21 protein-coding genes and 1 CRISPR repeat array are annotated in these 20792 nt (G+C 38.0%); of the genes, 18 read left to right on the top strand and 3 right to left on the bottom strand.

Annotated elements, in window-relative coordinates; translation table 11 throughout:
- Positions 1–29: 29 nt before the first annotated feature.
- Positions 30–1826 carry a glycerophosphoryl diester phosphodiesterase membrane domain-containing protein gene (locus ABH902_RS00570; RefSeq protein ID WP_404588582.1) on the bottom strand — a complete coding sequence of 599 codons (1797 nt, stop codon included), beginning with the start codon at positions 1824–1826 and terminating at the stop codon, positions 30–32.
- A gap of 139 nt (positions 1827–1965) precedes the next feature.
- Complete coding sequence (locus ABH902_RS00575) at positions 1966–2565, bottom strand: TVP38/TMEM64 family protein (RefSeq protein ID WP_404588583.1); 600 nt, start codon at positions 2563–2565, stop codon at positions 1966–1968.
- Positions 2566–2853: 288 nt separating this feature from the next.
- Here ABH902_RS00575 and ABH902_RS00580 point away from each other — a divergent pair, with 288 nt between their 5' ends.
- The 16 genes from ABH902_RS00580 (at position 2854) to lacD (ending at position 17595) form a co-directional block, all read left to right on the top strand.
- Positions 2854–4218, top strand: coding sequence for an Nramp family divalent metal transporter (locus tag ABH902_RS00580; protein ID WP_404588584.1), 1365 nt, complete (start codon positions 2854–2856; stop codon positions 4216–4218).
- A gap of 132 nt (positions 4219–4350) precedes the next feature.
- Positions 4351–4875 (top strand): ribosome maturation factor RimM, encoded by a 525-nt coding sequence (rimM, locus tag ABH902_RS00585; RefSeq protein WP_404588585.1) that lies wholly within the window; start codon positions 4351–4353, stop codon positions 4873–4875.
- Positions 4865–5605 carry a tRNA (guanosine(37)-N1)-methyltransferase TrmD gene (gene trmD, locus ABH902_RS00590; protein ID WP_404588586.1) on the top strand — a complete coding sequence of 247 codons (741 nt, stop codon included), beginning with the start codon at positions 4865–4867 and terminating at the stop codon, positions 5603–5605. The genes rimM and trmD overlap by 11 nt, the downstream gene beginning before the upstream one ends.
- 32 nt (positions 5606–5637) lie before the next feature.
- Positions 5638–6285, top strand: a complete 648-nt coding sequence (locus ABH902_RS00595) for a CatA-like O-acetyltransferase (protein WP_404588587.1) — start codon at positions 5638–5640, stop codon at positions 6283–6285.
- A 145-nt stretch (positions 6286–6430) separates the two neighbouring features.
- A complete protein-coding gene (gene rplS / locus ABH902_RS00600; protein ID WP_010761540.1) occupies positions 6431–6778 on the top strand; it encodes a 50S ribosomal protein L19 in 348 nt (115 codons plus the stop codon).
- A 164-nt stretch (positions 6779–6942) separates the two neighbouring features.
- A complete protein-coding gene (locus tag ABH902_RS00605) occupies positions 6943–7299 on the top strand; it encodes an MmcQ/YjbR family DNA-binding protein (RefSeq protein WP_404588588.1) in 357 nt (118 codons plus the stop codon).
- 237 nt (positions 7300–7536) lie between these two features.
- Complete coding sequence (locus ABH902_RS00610) at positions 7537–8205, top strand: SDR family oxidoreductase (protein WP_404588589.1); 669 nt, start codon at positions 7537–7539, stop codon at positions 8203–8205.
- Positions 8206–8257: 52 nt separating this feature from the next.
- Entirely contained in the window at positions 8258–9115 is an 858-nt protein-coding gene (locus ABH902_RS00615) for an aldo/keto reductase (protein ID WP_404588590.1), read from the top strand.
- A gap of 308 nt (positions 9116–9423) precedes the next feature.
- Positions 9424–11868 carry a sigma-54-dependent transcriptional regulator gene (locus ABH902_RS00620; protein ID WP_404588591.1) on the top strand — a complete coding sequence of 815 codons (2445 nt, stop codon included), beginning with the start codon at positions 9424–9426 and terminating at the stop codon, positions 11866–11868.
- 148 nt (positions 11869–12016) lie between these two features.
- Complete coding sequence (locus ABH902_RS00625; RefSeq protein ID WP_404588592.1) at positions 12017–12493, top strand: PTS sugar transporter subunit IIA; 477 nt, start codon at positions 12017–12019, stop codon at positions 12491–12493.
- A complete protein-coding gene (locus ABH902_RS00630) occupies positions 12490–12963 on the top strand; it encodes a PTS system mannose/fructose/N-acetylgalactosamine-transporter subunit IIB (RefSeq protein ID WP_404588593.1) in 474 nt (157 codons plus the stop codon). The genes ABH902_RS00625 and ABH902_RS00630 overlap by 4 nt, the downstream gene beginning before the upstream one ends.
- An 18-nt stretch (positions 12964–12981) precedes the next feature.
- On the top strand, positions 12982–13740 hold the full coding sequence (locus tag ABH902_RS00635; protein WP_404588594.1) for a PTS mannose/fructose/sorbose/N-acetylgalactosamine transporter subunit IIC: 759 nt from the start codon (positions 12982–12984) through the stop codon (positions 13738–13740).
- Positions 13741–13755: 15 nt separating this feature from the next.
- Entirely contained in the window at positions 13756–14580 is an 825-nt protein-coding gene (locus tag ABH902_RS00640) for a PTS system mannose/fructose/sorbose family transporter subunit IID (protein WP_404588595.1), read from the top strand.
- Between the two features lie 19 nt (positions 14581–14599).
- Positions 14600–15658, top strand: coding sequence for a zinc-binding dehydrogenase (locus ABH902_RS00645; protein WP_404588596.1), 1059 nt, complete (start codon positions 14600–14602; stop codon positions 15656–15658).
- A gap of 4 nt (positions 15659–15662) precedes the next feature.
- Positions 15663–16604 (top strand): 1-phosphofructokinase, encoded by a 942-nt coding sequence (gene pfkB / locus ABH902_RS00650; protein WP_404588597.1) that lies wholly within the window; start codon positions 15663–15665, stop codon positions 16602–16604.
- Between the two features lie 7 nt (positions 16605–16611).
- Positions 16612–17595, top strand: coding sequence for a tagatose-bisphosphate aldolase (gene lacD, locus ABH902_RS00655; protein ID WP_404588598.1), 984 nt, complete (start codon positions 16612–16614; stop codon positions 17593–17595).
- A 296-nt stretch (positions 17596–17891) separates the two neighbouring features.
- A CRISPR array of direct repeats spans positions 17892–19275; the repeat unit is 33 nt; unit sequence GTCTCACTCTGTTTAGAGTGAGTGGATTGAAAT.
- A 70-nt stretch (positions 19276–19345) separates the two neighbouring features.
- Here lacD and ABH902_RS00660 read toward each other — a convergent pair.
- Positions 19346–19696, bottom strand: a complete 351-nt coding sequence (locus ABH902_RS00660; protein ID WP_404588599.1) for an iron-sulfur cluster biosynthesis family protein — start codon at positions 19694–19696, stop codon at positions 19346–19348.
- Between the two features lie 213 nt (positions 19697–19909).
- On the opposite strand from ABH902_RS00660, the gene ABH902_RS00665 reads away from it, so the two are divergent.
- Together ABH902_RS00665 and ABH902_RS00670 are read left to right on the top strand one after the other, a co-directional pair.
- Complete coding sequence (locus ABH902_RS00665) at positions 19910–20455, top strand: flavodoxin (protein WP_404588600.1); 546 nt, start codon at positions 19910–19912, stop codon at positions 20453–20455.
- Positions 20456–20461: 6 nt separating this feature from the next.
- Positions 20462–20782, top strand: coding sequence for a carboxymuconolactone decarboxylase family protein (locus tag ABH902_RS00670; protein WP_404588601.1), 321 nt, complete (start codon positions 20462–20464; stop codon positions 20780–20782).
- Positions 20783–20792 lie beyond the last annotated feature (10 nt).

Below are 20792 nucleotides of genomic sequence, written 5' to 3' on the forward strand. Positions count from 1 at the left end.
TCACTTTTGCTACAACCTTTTTGTATTCGTTAACCAATTCCGATAACAAAATGAAGCAGCTTATCTGAATAAGTAGGCTCCTGCAAATCTGTTTTAATCGTTCGGTTCAACAAGCTTAATTGATCCGTTACAATCCCATCCACACCATAAAACATCATACGTGTCATCGTGTCCTCGTCATTAACGGTCCATGCGTAAACCTTTTTGCCATCCTGATGGGCTGCATTAATAAAATTCCGGTTTAAGGTCGTAAATTCCATTGTGAAAAAATCAACGGAGGCTACAGGGGGTCCCACAATATTAAACGGTAGAATGTAGCCAACATAAAAAGCCGGCTCCTTCTTTTTCAACTCAGTGACTGTATCAAACGTTAGAGATTGAATAATGTGTTTTTCTGCTAAAATTCTTGCTCGATATTTTTGAATAAAACGATCCAGCAAATCCGGACTATCCTGCGGCGTTGTTTTAATTTCAATTAAGAGCTTTTGCTTTAATTCCTGTGCCTTATTTAGATAATCATCGAATGAGCAAACGGCTTCCGTGATCCCATTTTCATGAACAGTCAACTTCGTTAATTCTGCTAAGGTTAGCTGATTGGGACGTTTGTTAACACCAGTTAAGCTTTTCAAATTAAAATCATGCATCACGACAAATTCTTTATCCTTCGTTTCTTGAATATCCATTTCAACATAATCTGGTTTTTCCAAGCTCGTTTTCGTTAATGCAGCAAGTGTATTTTGCGCACCATTACCGTTGTCAACGCCTCTGTGAGAAAGAGTGAGTGGTTGGCTTACAGAAGGATGGCTTAAATAATTTGTATTGTAGCTCCCTACACCAATACCAAAAATAATCGCAACAAACAGAAAGGTTCCAATCTTGAAGGCAGACCATTCTTTTTTAGGCCGTTGTTTTGTATACCACTGTGGTAAATCTGGCAAGAAGCCTTGATCGTTCATATAATCAATAGTGATATAGAAAACACCGACAGTCGTAAAGACAATATTTAACAACAAGAAAAACTGTAGTAACGTCATGGCAACCACTGCGCTAAGCAACGCATAATGAGGCATTAGCTCTTCAACAAGCGCTTGAACAATTAGAATTAAGGTAGAGCTAAGAGTAAATAACAGCAAAATACTACCACCAATAACAATAAACTGCCCTAAAATGCTGAAAAAACGTTTTTTAGTGGAAACCCAGCTTTCCTTAACTGCTTGCCGAAAGGGCACATCCCGTAAAATCATTTCCGGCAAGGCGAAAATCAGGCGAATCGACAAATAGAAAAAGAGCAAATAGCCAAGAACAACCAAGGCAATAATCGTCACTCGATTAGCAAAAATAAAGTCTAAAATGAATGCCGGAATTTTAATTTTCGCCAGCAAATCGGAATTAAAACCGAGACCGCCAAACGGCAGAATCAAAAAGAAATAAAAGAGAAAGAATAAGATCGTACTTAACCGAATTTTCTTTAACTGCAGGAAGGTGCCCTTTAGCAAGAGCGGTAAGGTTATCGGTACTTTTTTCTTGATAAAAAAGATACTTAACAGTAAAAAAGTATACTCAAAAAAAACCACAACGACCATTACTACCAAAACAGTCAATAGTGCGATTAAGACCCCAGGATGCTTGGCAAGAATTATAGGCAGCGTATCATAAGACAGATAATCAATTTTTCCTTGTCTTAAAATAAAGCGGGTCGTACTTGCTAAAAATGGCAGCAAAATAAAAAGCATAAAGCCGTGCATCAGCAAGACATCGCGGAAATACGCTGTTGTTCCGCCAAAAAAATCAATCATATTTCTAAAACTATTTTTTAAATATTTCATCTAAATCCGCCTTCGTTCAATTTAACTAAGAGAAACTCGCTTGTCTCTCTCTTTTTTCTCAAAAGTAGAGCGTAAGCTACAAGTCGAATGGACTTATGTCTCACGCTCCGCTAAGAAATTATAAAAAGTGCTGCATAAATTACATACCTAATAGACCGCTTAAAAATGTTCCGCCATAAATTAACGCTAGGCTATAAAGGAAGATAGATACTGGTTTTGCTAATAAAATAATCAATGTGAATTTTTTTAAAGACATTTTTGTTAATCCGGCCATTAAGCAAAGCGCATCATCGGGGGCTACGGGTAAAAAAATCGCTAAAGCAAATAGTCGTTCAAAGCGTTTTTCATTATCCAGCCAGCCGATATATTTGTTATATGTTTTATCATTGATTAAACTCAGAATAAAAGGTTTCCCGTACTGACGACCCAGTAGAAATATAATTACTGAACCGATGGCAATGCCGACATAGTTATAGATGAAGCCGGCAAAAGGACCGAAGATCAAGACACCGGCAGCACAACTAATACCGCCTGGAATAATCGGAACGACTACTTGAATGATCTGAATTAGTACAAACAAGATAGGTCCCAAAATTACTGAGTCACCGACTAACCCTCTCAAGGCATTTATATCTTTAAAGACTCCTAAACGGATAAAATAGATGATCACCACAATTGTAGCAATAAGACCTACGATTGAAATGCAGTTGATGATTTTTCTTGAAAGAGCGATGCTCATGTGTTTCATCTCCTTTTAAAATAACTATCTTTCTTTAGTATAAAAGCGTTTTATAGAATTTACCATTGTTTTTTCTTATTTTTACGAACAAAGTTGTAAGACGAATTTATATCATAGACATTATACGAAGAATGAAAATAAAAAACATCCAACTTTAGACTGAAATAAAAAGGATGAGTGCAAACTATTTACAATAGAGTATGAGAGGAATATAATAAATTTAAGGATTATGGCTTACCTAAAAAAAATATACTACAAACCTGATAATTGATAGATGAGGGATGGCTGATGAAAAAAAACAAAGAAGCAGAAAAAATGTTGAATTATGCAAATGGACCAAGTCTAGAAGAAATTAATAACACCGTTGATGTTCCCAAAAATGCCAGCTTTTGGCGTACCTTGGCTGCTTATAGCGGGCCCGGGGCTTTAGTTGCTGTAGGTTATATGGATCCGGGAAACTGGATTACCTCTATTGCTGGCGGTGCGGAATATAAATACACCTTACTAAGTGTAATCTTGCTGTCGAGCTTAATTGCCATGCTGCTGCAGGGGATGGCAGCCAAGTTGGGAATTGTCACTGGTCATGATTTGGCGCAAGCTACTCGGGAACATACGAGTAAAGGCTTGGGTTTTGTGCTGTGGATGATTACTGAGCTGGCTATTATGGCTACGGATATTGCTGAAGTGATCGGCGGAGCAGTTGCGTTACAGCTATTATTTGGTTTTCCATTATTACTTGGCGTTTTAATTACCACTTTTGATGTGTTGTTGCTTTTGCTTTTAACCAAATTAGGCTTTCGCAAAATCGAAGCGATTGTTGCTTGCCTGATTGCCGTTATTTTCTTTGTGTTCGCTTATGAAGTTGCTTTAGCTGATCCGATGATTGGCGAAGTGTTGCGCGGCTTTATTCCCGATCCTAAGATTGCTTCAGACAAATCGATGCTGTTTTTGGCATTAGGGATTGTCGGTGCAACCGTTATGCCTCATAATCTTTACTTGCACTCTTCCATTGCACAAGCTCGAAAATTCGATCGTAATGATGATTTGGAAAAGGCTAAAGCGATTCGTTTTACTATTTGGGATTCTAATATTCAGTTAACGATCGCCTTTATTGTGAACTGTTTGCTATTAATTTTGGGCGGCGCGTTGTTTTACGGAACGAATAGTGAGCTGGGGAAATTCGTCGATTTGTTTGATGCATTGAAAAACCCCGATATTGTGGGGAATATTGCCAGTCCGGTATTAAGTATTTTATTTGCCATTGCGTTGCTTGCTTCTGGTCAGAATTCAACCATTACCGGCACGCTTTCTGGTCAAATCGTTATGGAAGGCTTTATTCATTTGAAGATGCCGCTATGGATGCGGCGGGTAGTGACTCGTTTGTTGGCCATTGTACCGGTCATCATTTGCGTGATTCTCTATGGCGGTCAGGAGTCTGCGGTAGAGGATTTACTACTGTACACGCAAGTCTTTTTAAGTATTGCGTTGCCGATTTCGATTATTCCTTTAACGCTTTATACCAGTGATAAAAAAATTATGGGTAAATTTGCTAACCCGTTTTGGGTAAAAATCCTCGCTTGGATTATTGCCATTGTTTTAACGGCCTTGAATTTATTCTTGATTTATGGAACTTTGACTGGAATCAATGCATAAAATAAGCGCGGAAAAATGTCGTTCATTACAGAATGACATTTTTTATTTGCTGTAAAATGATAGAACGTAATAGTATTGGACTAATAGAAATGTTAAAATGGATAAGACAAAAAATTGAAATGAGGGCTTTAAGTGACTGACTATTTAAATGTAGGTAAAATCGTAAACACCCAAGGCTTAAAAGGCGAGGTACGGGTGATTTCTCAAACGGATTTTCCAGAGCTGCGCTATAAAAAAGGAGCAGTCTTAACATTATTCCAAGACAAAAAAGAACCTGTCGCTTTGACAATTAAAACACATCGTAAACATAAAAACTTTGATATCGTGTCTTTTGAAGATCATCCTTCCATCAATGATGTGGAAAAATATCGGGACGGCATCTTAAAGGTTGCTAAGGAGAATTTAACTGAACTGCCGGAAGATGAATTTTATTACCATGAAATTATCGGATTGACCGTTCTTGACGAAAATGGTCAGGAGCTGGGAAAAATCAAGGAAATTTTATCTCCGGGAGCCAATGATGTTTGGGTGGTTCAGCGACCAAAGAAAAAAGATGCGCTGCTGCCTTATATTGATTCTGTGGTTAAATCGATTGATTTAGAAAAAGGGCAAGTCTTAGTAGAAATTCCTGAAGGACTGATTGACGATGAGAATTGATGTATTGACCTTATTTCCCAAAATGTTTGAAGGACCGTTGGGTGAATCAATCATCGGCAAAGCGGTTGCCAAAGGGCTGCTCGACATCAATATATCTAATTTTCGTGATTATTCAGATCATAAGCATCAGGTTGTCGATGATTATCCTTATGGTGGCGGTGCGGGAATGCTTTTAAAGGTGCAGCCTATTTATGCGAATTTAGCAGACATTGAAGCTACTTCACCGACAACGAAAAAACGCATTGTTTTATTAGATCCGGCCGGTAAACGCTTTGATCAAAAAATGGCAGAAGAATTTGCTGAAGAAGAGCATCTTGTCTTTATTTGCGGCCATTATGAAGGCTATGACGAAAGAATTCGGACCTTGGTGACGGATGAGGTTTCTTTAGGCGATTATGTCTTAACCGGAGGCGAGCTTGGCGCTATGGTAATGATTGATGCGACGGTTCGCTTATTACCTGAGGTTTTAGGCAATGAGCTATCTGCGCAAACAGATTCGCATTCTACTGGCTTATTGGAGCATCCGCAATATACTCGACCTGCTGAATTTAACGGGATGAAGGTTCCAGAAGTTTTAACGAATGGAAACCACAAGCTGATTGCTGAATGGCAGCAAAAGGAATCATTGAGACGAACGTGGGAACGCCGGCCAGATATGCTCGAAAACATCGCGCTGACAGAAGAACAGCAGCAATGGTTAAAAGAAATACAAGCAGAATACGAAGAATAACGTGTAATTAAAGCGACAAAGGGGGGAAGAAAATGGTTGTACCAGCCAAATTAATTGATCAAGCAACTTGGGCACGCAAGGAGCATTTTGACTTTTTTTCACAGGGGCAAGGCTTGCCTTTGTATGATATTACCACTCAATTGGATGTCACGCATTTTTATCGTTATTGTAAGCAGGAGCAGCTTTCATTCTATTATGGTTTGATTGCTGCGACTACGCAGATTATGAACAGTATTGAAAATTTTCGCTATAAAATTCGCGGTCAAGACGTCTTTTTGCTTGATCATTTAATTCCCAGCTTTACTGATTTAAAGAAGGGCAGTGAGTTATTTCAGATTGTTACGCTGGAATATACGGGGACGCTGAAGGAATTTTCTGATACCGCGAAGATGGTCAGTGCGACTCAGCAGGATTATTTTCCATCTACAGAATATGAAAGAGACGAGTTGCTGCAGTTTTCCTGTTTGCCTTGGTTTTCATTTACCAATTTAGGGAATGAATTGAGCATGGATCGCGATGATTCAATTCCCAAGGTTACCTGGGGAAAATTTGAGCAGTTAGGAGAACGCTTGCTTTTGCCTTATTCTATTCAGGTAAATCATCGACTGGTTGACGGGTTTCATTTAGGCTTGTTCATTCAGCAGCTGCAGCATTACTTGGATACATTGATTGTTGAGTAAAGAAACCTTTGTTGGAATCAAGAAAAATTCCTTTACAGACATTTACAGCTATGTTAAACTATTTCAGTGAGTGCAATGCACTCAACTATTACGATATTCCGCTGTGGCAGGACCATAAGAATATTTGGAATGAGGAGAAAATAGAATGAATCCATTAATTCAAGAATTAACACAAGAACAATTACGTACGGATATTCCTGCGTTTCGTCCTGGAGACACTGTTCGCGTTCATGCGAAAGTTGTCGAAGGTACGCGCGAACGTATCCAGTTATTTGAAGGAGTTGTTATCGGACGCCGCGGCGCTGGTATCAGCGAAACTTATACAGTACGTAAAATCTCTAACGGTGTTGGCGTGGAACGTACTTTCCCATTACACACACCACGTGTTGCTCAAATCGAAGTCGTTCGTTATGGTAAAGTTCGTCGTGCGAAACTTTATTACTTACGTGCATTACATGGTAAAGCAGCTCGTATTAAAGAAATCAGAAGATAAGAAAGTCTCTGACTGTTTATCAAATTTCGAATGTAAAAAACCCTTGTTTCTAAGGGTTTTTTTGTTTTAGGTTCGTTTAGTAAAATCGTGCGTAGATTAAAATAATAGAAGTTGCTTTATTATTAACTCCATCACTTTTGTGATCACAGAGAGGGGAGCTGTCGATGTCTTTGAAGAAGCAACTAATCGAATTTGTGCAAACTTTGAATGAGATCCATCTGGATAAGCCGTTCAAGAAATTTCCGGATTATGAAGTATTTCGTCATAAGAAAAGCGGAAAGTGGTTTGGTTTAGTAATGACAGTTGAAAAAAATAAATTAGGAATGCAGGCTTTTGGTACAGTAGAAATGCTGAATGTAAAAGCCGATCCGGAAATCATTTCTATTTTAACTAAAAGCAACGGGTATCTGCCAGCATACCATATGAACAAGAATCATTGGATTACGGTGTTGCTTGACGGTACTGTAAAAGAAGAACAAATAAAAAAATTATTGCAGGATAGCTATGATTTAACGAAGTGAGCAACAAATTTAGGTGATGTTTGTTTTTATTCAAACAATTGTATAAGAGTAAGTTTTTATTTCTAAAAGCTTGCTCTTTTTTAGTTTAGTTATTACTTTTATCTTCTTACTGCTGATAGGGGATCAGATTGTTGAGTGGGAAATATTTTAAAAGAAACTCTTATTTGTAAGTGGGATTATTTGACTTAGAGTGAGGTTTAAGGTGTAAGATGATTTTAAAATGATAGGAGGAATAGTATGAGAGTATTAGTGATTGGCGCTAATGGTCAAATTGGACGGATTTTAATAGAAAAATTACAGGAGTTAGCTGATTTTACACCAATCGCCATGGTGCGCAAAGCAGAACAGGTTGAAGCTTTTCAAAATCAAGGAATCGAAGCTGTTTTGGGGGATCTAGAAGGCACGATTGATGAAATGGCCAGTCTGTTTCTTGCTAAAAAAGCTGATGCCATTGTGTTTACGGCAGGATCCGGCGGTAAAACTGGTGCGGATAAAACCATGTTGATTGATTTAGATGGTGCAGTTAAATCGATAAAAGCAGCTGAAAAAGCTGGTATTAAGCGTTATATTATGGTAAGTGCCTTCGGTGTGAATCATTGGCATGACAATGAAGTACCGGCAGGAGTCAAACAATTATCCTATTATAGTGCAGCAAAATATTACGCGGATCTGTTTGTAGAGGCTTCTTCTTTGGACTATACAATTTTACGTCCAACAAGCTTAACCAATGAACCTGAAAAGAAGCACATTGCCGTTGGAGAGCAGCTGCTTGAAAAAACGATTTCGCGTGCTGATGTGGCGCAAGTCATTATTGAAGCGCTAAAAAATGATCGAACAATCGGCAAAGCTTTTACGATCAGCAGTGGTGAACTAGTTATTGATCAAGCACTTAATGAGGCCAGATAAAGGGAATCGGACGTTAAATAATTTAACCTAAAAAATGACTGGAGTGACGAAAATGATAATAGCAGAAAATTATGTACTAGCCAATGGTCTTACTATTCCTAAATTGGGCTATGGAACTTGGATGATTCAAGATGACAAGGCAGCAGAAGCAGTGAAAAGTGCGCTTGATGTGGGGTATCGCCATATTGATACCGCTCAAGCATATGGGAACGAACGCGGCGTTGGCGAAGGAATTCGTGCGTCACAAGTAGACCGAAAAGATATTTTTGTAACCACTAAATTAGCTGCGGAAATAAAATCCTACGATGAAGCGGTAGCAGCAATTAATGAATCCTTGAAAAAGCTTGATATTGGTTATATTGATTTAATGATCATTCATAGCCCTCAGCCTTGGGATAAGTTCCGCGAAGGTCACTATTTTGAAGGGAATCTTGCTGCATGGCGTGCGTTGGAAGAAGCCTACAATGATGGCAAATTAAAGGCAATTGGCGTTTCAAATTTTGAACAGGAAGATATCGATAACCTGTTAACGAATGGCTCCATTAAGCCGATGGTTAATCAAGTGCTTGCCCATGTAAGTAATACGCCGTTTGAGCTAATTGATTATTGCCAAAAGCAAAATATTTTAGTGGAAGCTTATTCCCCAGTGGCTCATGGAGAAATCTTAAAGCATCCTGAAGTCATGAAGATGGCGGAAAAATACGAAGTATCTGTGCCACAATTATGTATCCGTTACTGCTTGCAGCTGGAATTATTACCATTACCTAAATCAGAAAACATGAAACACATAAAAAGCAATACCCTGGTTGATTTTGAGATTTCGGCTGCGGATATGGAAGCCTTGAAAAAGCTTAAACCGTTGGAAGATTATGGAGATTCCAGCAAATTTCCAGTATTTAGCGGGAAATAAACTCTTAAAGATTGAGTTGTGAATAAAAGCCCAATGCTTTTATCACAGCTCTTTATTTTTATTGTTATTAAAAAATGAGGGAAGGAAAAACTTGAAAAGCTAAAGCTAGAAAGTAACCTTATATGGCAGCAAATTAGTGTAAATCAATTTTTCTATTTTTCTGATTTCAAGGATTTTCTTTTAAGAAATAAGAGCTGATTTTGTTCGTTGATATCTTATGTACCACTCGATTTCCTGAATAAAACGAGCTTGACTCTTTAGTTGGATAAATTATAATCAGAAGAGAAGCTTGAATTGGAGGCGCTTTTATGAGTAGACGAGAAGAAATATTATTGTTTGTGAAACAGCAAAAAAAAGCTGGCACTTTTTCGGTTACGACTGCTGAGGTGTGCGAGCAGTTAGCTATTAGCCGTACAGCCGTTAGTCGAGAACTGAACCATTTAGTCAGAAGCGGACAAATAAAAAAACAAAGGGGCAAACCTGTTCGCTATTCGTATGCAGAAGACCTGTCTTCGTCACAGCTCAAAAAAGACATAAAAATGACAAAGGCGACTGTTTTAGACACAAAAATTGAAGCTTTGAAAAAAATGAATGCGTTTTCTGAATTCATTGGTACAAATGGTAGTTTAAATGCACAAATTAATTCTGCAAAAGCAGCGATTATGTATCCACCAAATGGTTTACATACTATTCTATTAGGTGCTACTGGGGTTGGGAAAAGCACATTTGCTAAGCTTATGTTTCAGTATGGTCAAGAGATTGGACGATTTAATCGTACTAGTCCTTTTATTCACTTCAATTGTGCTGATTATTCTAACAACCCGCAGCTGTTATTATCGGTTTTATTTGGTTATGTAAAGGGCGCTTTTACAGGTGCAGAGAATGATAAAGCAGGTGTTATTGAAAAATCAGATCAAGGTGTCTTGTTTTTGGATGAAATCCATCGTTTACCTCCGGAAGGTCAAGAAATGTTGTTTACAATTATTGATACGCAAAAATTTCGACGTTTGGGTGAAACGAACACTGCGCGAAAAGTAAATATATTAATTATTTGTGCAACGACGGAAAATATAAATGATACACTTTTGCAGACATTTAACCGTCGTTTTCCAATGGTTTTAACATTGCCGAATTTGAAAGATCGCAGTATGACTGAGCGGCTGCAGCTAATTGATTACTTTTTTTGTATTGAGTCAAAAAAAATGACACATGAAATTAAAGTTGCCAAAAACGTTATTGACTATTTAGCGAACTATGCGTGTCCGGGAAATATTGGTCAGCTAAAAAATGATATTCAAATTTTATGTGCAAAGGAATTTTCTCAAGCCATGCTTCAAGGGAAAAAGGAAATCTATATCACCGTTGATCAGCTTGAAACAAATGAAACTCTTTCCTTCAAAGATAATGCTTTAGTACAAGAGGCCAGCTATTTACAAGGGGAAAAACAGCGTTCCACACAGACCTTTTCCTTAATAACAGCAGAAGCGCTTAGTAATGAATCCTCGTTTTATCAAGCTGTTTTGGAAAGATATTCCACTCTGCTGAAAGAAGGACGTTCCTTAAAGGAAATCCAGCAAAAAATCCGTTCATTTATTGACGATTTTTTCGAAGTTGGCAACGAGACACAAGAAATTAAACAACCGATAAATAAAGGCATTGAAAAACTTGTGTCAAAAGAGATTTTAGCAATTGTCGAAAAGACGATGAAAGTAATTTCTAAGGAACTCAAAGTGACCAATGATCCTCATGTAACTTATAATTTGGCGCTGCATATTGAAGCGTTGACTTTAAAATTACAGACGAATCAAATTCCTTATCATACGAAAAAAATCATTGAGACGACTTCTGCAACGAAATTTAAAAAATATGCTGATCAATTGAGTGCTGAAATACAAGAGAAGATTGGGATTCAAATTCCATTGGAGGAGCAGGAAATAATTGAACTATTTCTAGCAACAATTTATCAAAATGTCCGGCAGCATCCAATTGGTATTTTGATTTTGATGCATGGGCGAGGAGTGGCGACTAATCTGGCGAAAATGGTGAATGAGTTGCTGGGAGTAAATCATGCAGAAGGCTTGGATTTTCCTTTGGAGGAAACAATGGAACCGATTTATACAAAAGCGGTAGCTGCGGTTAAAAGAATCAATAACGGATCAGGTGTTTTATTGTTAACAGATATGGGATCTTTTGCAACCTTTCCGGGGAAAATTACTAAAGAGACTGGAATTGAAATTTCGATGATCGATAATGTGACCTCGCCAATTATTATTGAAGCCACCAGAAAGGCTTTGTTTGCAAATCTAGAAATTAAGCAGCTGGTAAGTGAATTACTCGAAGAAAATACTTATTATCTGGGAAATCGAAGAGGAAGAACTATCTTCGACCATTCTAGCCGAAGACTGATTAAAAATAAAGATCATCTCTTTTATAATTCGTTGGAAAAGAGCGTCACCTTTTTAAATGTCTACAAAGCGACAGAAGCTTTAGATGAAATCCTAATATCACTTGCGCAGCGATTGGAATTCGAAATTATTGATACTCTGGTTATTAAATTTCACTTTCATTGCCTCGGTATGCTGGAACGGTCTATTCGTCAAGAGAGTTTGTCTTTTACTGTTAAGGTAGCTGAAAAGGATAGTATTTTTCAAGTGGTAAAAGCAGAGATGAGCTTAGCAGAACGGGTATTTGGTACCAGAATTTCTGACAGCGAGCTGCTTTACATCACTAAAATTATAAAAGGCTTTTTGTAAAAGGATCTGTTACAGATAATCTGTAACAGGTCTTTTTTTGTTCTGCACACATAAAGTATGGTAAAAACTGTGACATTTAAGTTGTTACACATTGGCCTGTCTTTTTATTCGTGCTGATTATTATTGCTTTTTATGTGTGTGCGTTGTTTTGGCACATAATTTGCTTTATATAAAAATGAAAAGAAAGGGTGAGGATATGATAGGAATATTAGTACTAAGCCACGGTAGTCTTTCAAAAGGTATTGTTGAAAGTGGCAAGATGATTGTCGGCACAAATGAGAAAGTAGATTTTTTAGGACTCTACGAAGGCGACAATATTGATGAGTTTTATGATCGGACAGCTAAAAAAATCAAAGAATTAAATGACGGATCGGGGGTTTTAGTTTTTTCAGATCTTTACGGAGCAAGTCCTTTTAAAGCAACTGCATATTGTGTGAAAAAGCTTCCGGAGGTTGATTATCGCTCTATTTCTGGTGTTAATTTTTCAATGTTTATCGAAAGCGTTTTAATGAGAGAAGCAATGGATTTAGATGAGTTGACTATTCACATTCTCAAGACAGGGCAAGAAGGCATCAAAGAATTATTTACAGAAGCAAAATCACTTTCTAAGGAGGAACCATTATGAGAAACATCGTATTTACCCGCATTGACGACCGCTTAATTCACGGACAAGTGATGACCGCCTGGGTACACGAAACTAAAGCAAATGAAATTGTCATTATCGATAACGAAGTTGCTCAGGACGACTTTTTAAAGATGATTATGTCGTCATCAGCGCCTACAGGCATTAAGGTTTGTATTTTCACAGAAACTGAAGCCATTGACTATTTATTGCAAGAACCAGACAGTAATAAAATTATTATTTTGGCAAAAAATCCTGCGGTTATTAAAAAAATTGTCGAAGGAGGGGTAAAAATTGACGCTTTAAATGTTGGTGGCATGGGAGCTCGCAAAGATCGTTCGCAATTGTATCGCAACATTTCTGTAAGTGATGCTGAACGGCAATGTTTTAGAGAGTTAAAAGAATCTGGAATCAATGTATATGTGCAAGTAATACCTGAAGAAAAGAAAGTGACGATTGAACAATATTTATAGTAAGAAGGAGCGAAAACAATGGAAATTAATCTTTTACAGGCGTTGTTAATTGGACTTATCTATTATTTAAGTGTGAATGGTACGCCGTGGTTAACCTTACTCGGAAGTACCGTATTGGCGCGTCCATTAATTTGCGGAACCTTAGTTGGTTTGGTGTTAGGGGATGTTGTGCAAGGCTGTATTATTGGCGCGGCGATCAGTCTTCCTTATTTAGCCTATATTTCAGCTGGTGGGACAGTGCCAATGGACCCGGGCTTAGCGGGTACTTTGGGAACGGCCCTAGCTATGGCGGCTGGAGCATCACCGGAAGTTGCTGTATCAATGGCAGTACCCATTGGTTTATTAGGAACGGTTATCTGGATTGCTCATATGACGGTTGACATTTCATTCTTGCATATGATTGATAAGGCAGCAGATGATTTAAAGCCGAAAAAAATTGATCGTATTCAAATGTTTGTACCACAAATTTTCTTACTGTTGATCTCAGTTATCCCCGTTTTTATTATTGTTTATTTCGGTTCAGGAGCGGTGAAAGATATTTTGGATGCGTTGCAAGGCAAGCCACTCCATGTGTTGGAAGTTATAGGCGGCGTTTTACCGGCATTAGGGGTAGCGATGATTTTGAAATCAATTATGACTAAAGATACTGCCGTCTTTTATTTCCTTGGTTTTGTATTAGCCGTTTACTTAAAATTACCAATAATTGCTGTGTCGATTTTAGCCTTTATTGTTGCCTTTGTCTATACACAGCTATTTTTCAAAACCAATCAAGCTTAAGGAGGGTTTATCAAAATGGAAAAAGCAGAAACTACAAAATTAACTAAAAAAGAAATAAAAAGAAGTTTTTGGCGCTGGACGTGTTTTTCTCACTCCAACTATAACTATGAACGCATGCAATCTTCCGGCTTTTTACACGCGATGTTGCCGGTATTAAACAAGCTGTATAAAGATGACGATACAGCTCTACGGGAAAGCTATCAGCGTCATTTAGAATTTTTTAATACTGAACCGCATTTTGGCGGGATTATCGGTGGTTTAACCATCGCTTTAGAAGAAGAAAAAGCTAGTGGTGCACCAATCACCGGAGATGCCATTAATTCAATCAAAACGGGTTTAATGGGACCTCTTGCTGGTATTGGCGATACATTGTGGCAAGGAACCTTAGTACCAATCTTACTTTCAATTGCCATTAGTATTGGGGCGGAAGGAAATATTTTTGGACCAATCTTTTACATTGTCTCTATGTTCGCCATTATGTTGGGAATTGCTTATTATCTTTGGATGCAAGGCTACAACTATGGTAAAGAAGGCATTCAAAAGCTAATGAACGGTGATTTGCTTAAAAAAGTAATGCTGGGTGCCAAAATCATGGGTGGTGTTGTTATTGGAGCCTTGACTGCCAACTATGTCAATCTAAGCACTAGCTTAGTATTCAAATTTGGTGATTTAAAACTTAATGTTCAAACGGATATTCTCGATAAATTGTTAGCGGGAATGCTGCCGTTAGCAGTAACCATGATCGCCTTACTTTGCTTAAATAGAAAAATGAAATCAACCCTGGTCTTGTTGATTTTAGTATTCATTTCAGCAGTTGGTGCGATTGTCGGAATTTTTTAAAAGAAAGGAAGCTTAGAAGATGACTGAAACATGTAAAGCAGCAATTTTTACTGGAACAAACAAATTAGAGGTACTCGATATTAAAAAACCAACGCCTAAACCAAATGAAGTGCTGGTAGAGTTGAAAACTTGTGCCTTATGCACTTGGGAGCAGCGTGTATACCAAGGAATCAATCAAGTAGATTTTCCTTTTATTGGCGGTCATGAGGAAGCCGGTATTATTGTCGAAGTGGGAGCAGATATTGACCCGAAACTTTGGCAAGTAAATGATCGGGTAGTAGTGGGTTTATTGACTTCTTGCGGCGAGTGCGAAAATTGCCGTATTGGTGAAGAAGGCAGTTGCGAGAACTTCAATTATGAAAATCTAGTTGGCGGCTTGGATACTCGCGGAATGGGCGGTCTTTCTCAATATTTAGCAGTGCCAGTGAGTAAATTATTTAAGATTTCCGACAAATTAAGCTATGAAGAAGCCGCGTTAACGGAACCCTTATCTTGTGTGGTGCACAGTGTGGAAATAGCCAATATTCAATTTGGTGAAACGGTAGTAGTGGTAGGTGCGGGTATTATGGGAGCCTTTCATGCGGTTTTAGCTAAAAATAAAGGAGCTCGTGTCATTGTTATTGAGCCTAACGAAAAACGTTTAGCCCTTTTAAGAGAATTAGGATTTACAGAATTAATCAATCCAACTCAGGAAGACTCCGTTTCTAAGGTCAAAGAGTTAACAAATGGAAAAGGAGCTGATGTCATTTTGAATACAGTAGGTGTGTCCAAATTAGCAGAGGAATCTGTTGCAATGAGTGCCTTGTATGGTCGAGTTGTTCTTTATAGTTCTTATCATCCTGATACTCCGATTGCGCTTAGTCCGAATCAACTACACCGCCGTATGACCAAGGTGGTTGGCAGTGCCAATTCAAGTACGCGGGATTTTATCACAGCGATGAAATTATTAAATGAAGGTATTGTAGATGTGAAACCATTTATTGCAGGAAGCTATCCTTTATCAGAGGTGGTAGCTGGCATGGAAGCAGCGATTTCACCAGATTCATACCGAATTATCGTTGATATGAGCGCGGAGTAAGCCGATGATTTATACTTGTACGTTAAATCCAGCGATTGACTTATTTATTTCTACGCCAACATTTTCGCCTGAACAAGTCAATCGTACTAGTCGTTCAGAATTAATTCCAAATGGCAAGGGCATTAATGTGTCATTCATTTTAAAGGCTTTAGGACATGCTAATACTGCGCTAGGTTTTTTAGCAGGCTATATGGGGCGTTTTGTTGAAAATGGTGTGGATCAAGCGGAAATTGGCACTGATTTTATTTTTGTTGAGGGAGAGACGCGGGTTAATGTGTTTACTTTTGATGAGCAAACAGAGCATGAGTATAAATTAGTCAATCCTGGCCCTGTAGTTGAAGAAAAAGCGCAACGATTATTGTTAGAGAAAATTTCCAAAATGAATGCAGGAGACTTGCTGCTGCTTTCCGGCAGCAATCCGCCAGGTATTCAAGATCAATTACTGGTTAAAATTGCTCAGCTTTGTAATGAAAAGCAAATAAAATTTGTACTGGATGTCAGCAGTCCAATTGTCAAAGAATGTGCCAACTATCAACCCTATTGCATTAAGCCAAACGAAACGGAATTAGCTAGCTGGTTTGACAAAGAAGATCTTTCTATACCGGAGCTGGTCGTATTGGCAGAGCAATTGATCGAAACAGGCGTTCAGCAAGTGCTGCTCACGATGGGCGGCGAGGGTGCGCTATTGATAACCTCTGATAGACTCATCCAAGTCACAGCACCTAAGATTAAACCTATTAATACCTCTTGCGCAGGAGATACTGTTTTAGCAACCTATATTGGTAGTTTGTTAGATGGGGAAGATGAACTGGCTGCTTTAAAGAAAAGTGTTGCCGCTGGAAGCTCGACTGCTCAAGTAGCAGGATTGACAGATTTTTCTGATGTAGATGAATTATTAAAAGATATAAAAGTCATTCAAAATAGTAACAGAACAAACAAAAGGTGAGGTTGGAATGAAAAAAATAAGTAAAGAAAAATTTTCAAGACTAAAAAATTTAGTTGACGAGCGTGGGATTATAAGTGCTTTGGCCATTGACCAAAGAGGCGCTTTAAAAAAAATGATTGGTCGCTATCAAACGGCAACTGATCAAAATATTATCCAGCTAAAAAAGTTGGTTTCTCAAGAATTAACACCTTATGCTTCAGCTATTTTGTTAGATCCGGAATATGGATTGCCGGCTAGCCAACTGAGAGACTCAGCTTGCGGCTTACTGTTAGCTTATGAAAAAACGGGCTATGATGCAACAACTTCAGGACGTTTGCCAGATAGTTTGCCCGTGTGGTCAGTGAAACGCTTAAGAGAAGCGGGGGCCGATGCCTGTAAATTTTTGCTTTATTACGATGCAGATGAATCTGCTGCTATTAATCATCAAAAACAGGCGTATATTGAACGAATTGGCTCTGAATGTTTGGCAGAGGGCTTACCTTTTTTCTTAGAAATTCTATCTTATGATGCTAACAATTCAGACAATCAGTCCCTAGAATATGCAAAAGTGAAGCCGCATAAAGTTATTGAAGCGATGAAGGAATTTTCAAAACCAGCTTATAACGTAGATGTATTAAAAGTCGAAGTTCCTGTAAACATAAATTTTGTAGCAGGCTTTGGTGAAAAGTCAGTATATACAAAAGAGCAGGCACAAGCTTATTTTGAAGAACAAAGTAATGCTACGGATGTACCATTTATTTTTCTAAGTGCCGGCGTTAGTGCTAAATTATTTCAAGAAACGTTAAATTTTGCGAGGCAAGCTGGCTCAACATTTAATGGTGTTTTATGCGGGCGAGCGACTTGGGCAAATGTCATTGAACCTTATGTACGAAACGGTACTTCTGATGCTGTGGCATGGCTACAAAATCACGGAAAACAAAATATTAAAGAGCTGAATGCAGTTTTAAAGACAACGGCTTCTTCAATTTTTGACAAAATAGATTTAATATAAACAAAAAATTATTTAGAAATATCACACCAACAATCGTTTATAAAAAAAGATTGTAGTTAATTTCTTGTAGAAAAGCTGTTAAAGCATATGGTAAACTAAAAAGAAAGCCTACGTAAATAACTTTCTTTTTCATTTTTGGTGCGAACCCTAAGTGCACATAAAAACTCTGGGGGATTCGCACCAAAAAAGTACAAAAAATTGACTAAAAGCACTCTTTTTTCTCATCGAATCTTAATTTATCGCGAGAAAATAGTTTGATTTATATTGGATTTGGCATAAATTTATGCGAAATCACGGTCTCACTCTGTTTAGAGTGAGTGGATTGAAATGCTAACGATATCTAAAAATACTGATTTACCATTGTCTCACTCTGTTTAGAGTGAGTGGATTGAAATAGCCATTAAGATTTTTAAATCGTCTAAATTTACTAAGTCTCACTCTGTTTAGAGTGAGTGGATTGAAATGTTCTTAATCCTAAAGATGGAATATCCGAAACTGTCTCACTCTGTTTAGAGTGAGTGGATTGAAATCTCAAAAGAGAAAGATGAGTTCGAACGAGCTTACAGTCTCACTCTGTTTAGAGTGAGTGGATTGAAATTTTCCCAAGCCTCGCTACTCATACCGATGCACAAGCGTCTCACTCTGTTTAGAGTGAGTGGATTGAAATAAAAGTCCGTCAATTGATTTTAGTAACGGCGTAAAAGTCTCACTCTGTTTAGAGTGAGTGGATTGAAATTCTCCCATATATCCCTTGTCGTACATAATCTTAGTCTCACTCTGTTTAGAGTGAGTGGATTGAAATTCAGTATTAGCAGGAGTTGATTAAATGGCTCAAAGTCTCACTCTGTTTAGAGTGAGTGGATTGAAATATTTGCTCGTAGATTGATTGTTCTAATGTATTATCAGTCTCACTCTGTTTAGAGTGAGTGGATTGAAATAATAAAATTTTTGTTAGCCATAAAAGCAATATGTCGTCTCACTCTGTTTAGAGTGAGTGGATTGAAATGATGGTCAAGCCCACGCTCATTGCACCAATCAACTAGGTCTCACTCTGTTTAGAGTGAGTGGATTGAAATCTGCCAATTTGAACCGGAGCCATCATTAACAACGTCTCACTCTGTTTAGAGTGAGTGGATTGAAATATCTTTGTACTTGGGTAATGCTGCTTTGAGCCCTGTCTCACTCTGTTTAGAGTGAGTGGATTGAAATCAACAAAACCTTTTTTTATATTCAAAGGGATTTCTGTCTCACTCTGTTTAGAGTGAGTGGATTGAAATCAAAATATGAACGCATCAGTTGAACTTTATTGCCGTCTCACTCTGTTTAGAGTGAGTGGATTGAAATGGGACAAAAGCAGCTAGTAAAATGGTTGATGCCAGTCTCACTCTGTTTAGAGTGAGTGGATTGAAATTCATTTTTGGTGGTAAACACTAGATTATCATCCACGTCTCACTCTGTTTAGAGTGAGTGGATTGAAATGTCAAGTCCTTGTGCTAGTCGTTCAAATTCCTCGTCTCACTCTGTTTAGAGTGAGTGGATTGAAATGTTGGTAATAATCCAAGAGGTGAATTAACTAACGGTCTCACTCTGTTTAGAGGTGAGAGGATTGAAATTTCTGTGTTTTTTTGTAGGAAGGAGGTTTCTATTGTCTCACTCTGTTTACAGTGAGCTGATGTTTTCTTTTCGTCTATAAACAAATAGAGTCTGAAACAAACTAATCCGTTTGTTTCAGACTCCTTTTTTATGTGAATCAGTTAGTAGTCGACTCTTTAATTGCCACATTGTTGTCTAATATTCCACTTTCGTTTTTCAAAACCAGTGTTCCAGAATTCGGATGAAGAGTTAAAACAAGTTTTCCTGTTAAAAAGATGGCATCATAATCCGAGGTATAAACTTGGTAATCTTTATTAGCAATGCGTTTTGTAAAAGGATCAATTGGTTCGTTTGTCGGTACAATTAAAAAGCGATCGCCGATAAGACAGCAGCCTTCTGCTGAAGAATAAGGATTGGAGCCATCGTTTAAGATTAACAAAAATGAAGTATCGTTGTGTAACTTGGTTATCAGCCTCTGTTGTGCTGGTTCAGTGATGGTTAGTTCCATTGAAAATCAGCTCCTTTTCTAAAAGTATAAATAGTAAGCCTTAATTTGTAAACTGAGCAAGCTTGCAAGATTAGCGCCTTATGGGTCACTTGTTTAATTGCTGGTTTTACTGGTAAAAAAGAGAAAACTTTATTCTATGCTTTTTAGGCATAAAAGAAGGTTCAATTAAGTATTATACTTTTTTCGATGAGCGCAGTACTATGAAGCTATCCAATGAGAGAAGGTGAGGCTATGCCCGTTGTGGTGTATTTTTCCAGAGCACAGGAAAATTTGGTAGACGGCAGTATGCAAAATCTTGTTACCGGTAATACGCAATGTCTTGCTGAAAAAATCGCCTGTCAACTGAATTGTTCCACTTATGCGCTTGAACCTGTGGCACCTTATCCGAGGAGATATAAAGAAACTTTGATAAGGGCAGAGCTGGAAAAGGGAAAACAGCTGCTACCAGAGATCAAAGCACTGCCGCATGATTTCTCTGATGAGTCAGTGATTTTTTTAGGTTTTCCAACTTGGTGGAGCAGCTATCCATTGGTCATTGACAGTTTTTTAAAGCAGTTATTACTGACCGAAAAGCAGCTGTATCCCTTCTGCACTCACGAGGGCTCCGGCTTTGGCGAAAGCTTAATCGTCTTGAAAAAACGCTATCCGACGGCCTGTGTGAAAGTCGGTTTGCCGGTACGAGGGTCACGTGTTATGAAAGCAGATGAAGCAGTTAAAAATTGGTTAAGACACTATTATTGTGAAAAAGAAAGGAAGTAAACGAGTATGGCAAAAAAACAAACAGCAGGTAGAGATCAATTAGGCGCCTTTGCACCGAAATTTGCTGCATTAAATGATGATGTTTTATTTGGAGAAGTCTGGTCACGAGAAGCAGAATTAGCACCGCATCAAAGAAGCTTAATTACCATTTCAGCCTTAATAGCAGGCGGCAACATTGAACAGTTACCTGCACATCTAAAAATTGGTAAGCAAAATGGCATTACACAAGAAGAAATCGCTGAGGTCATTACTCATTTGGCTTTTTACGTGGGTTGGCCAAAAGCTTGGTCGGCATTTAACCTAGCAAAAGAAATATACAACGATTAATAAAAGGGGA

The sequence above is a fragment of the Enterococcus sp. UD-01 genome (assembly GCF_044909655.1).
Lineage (GTDB): Bacteria > Bacillota > Bacilli > Lactobacillales > Enterococcaceae > Enterococcus_L.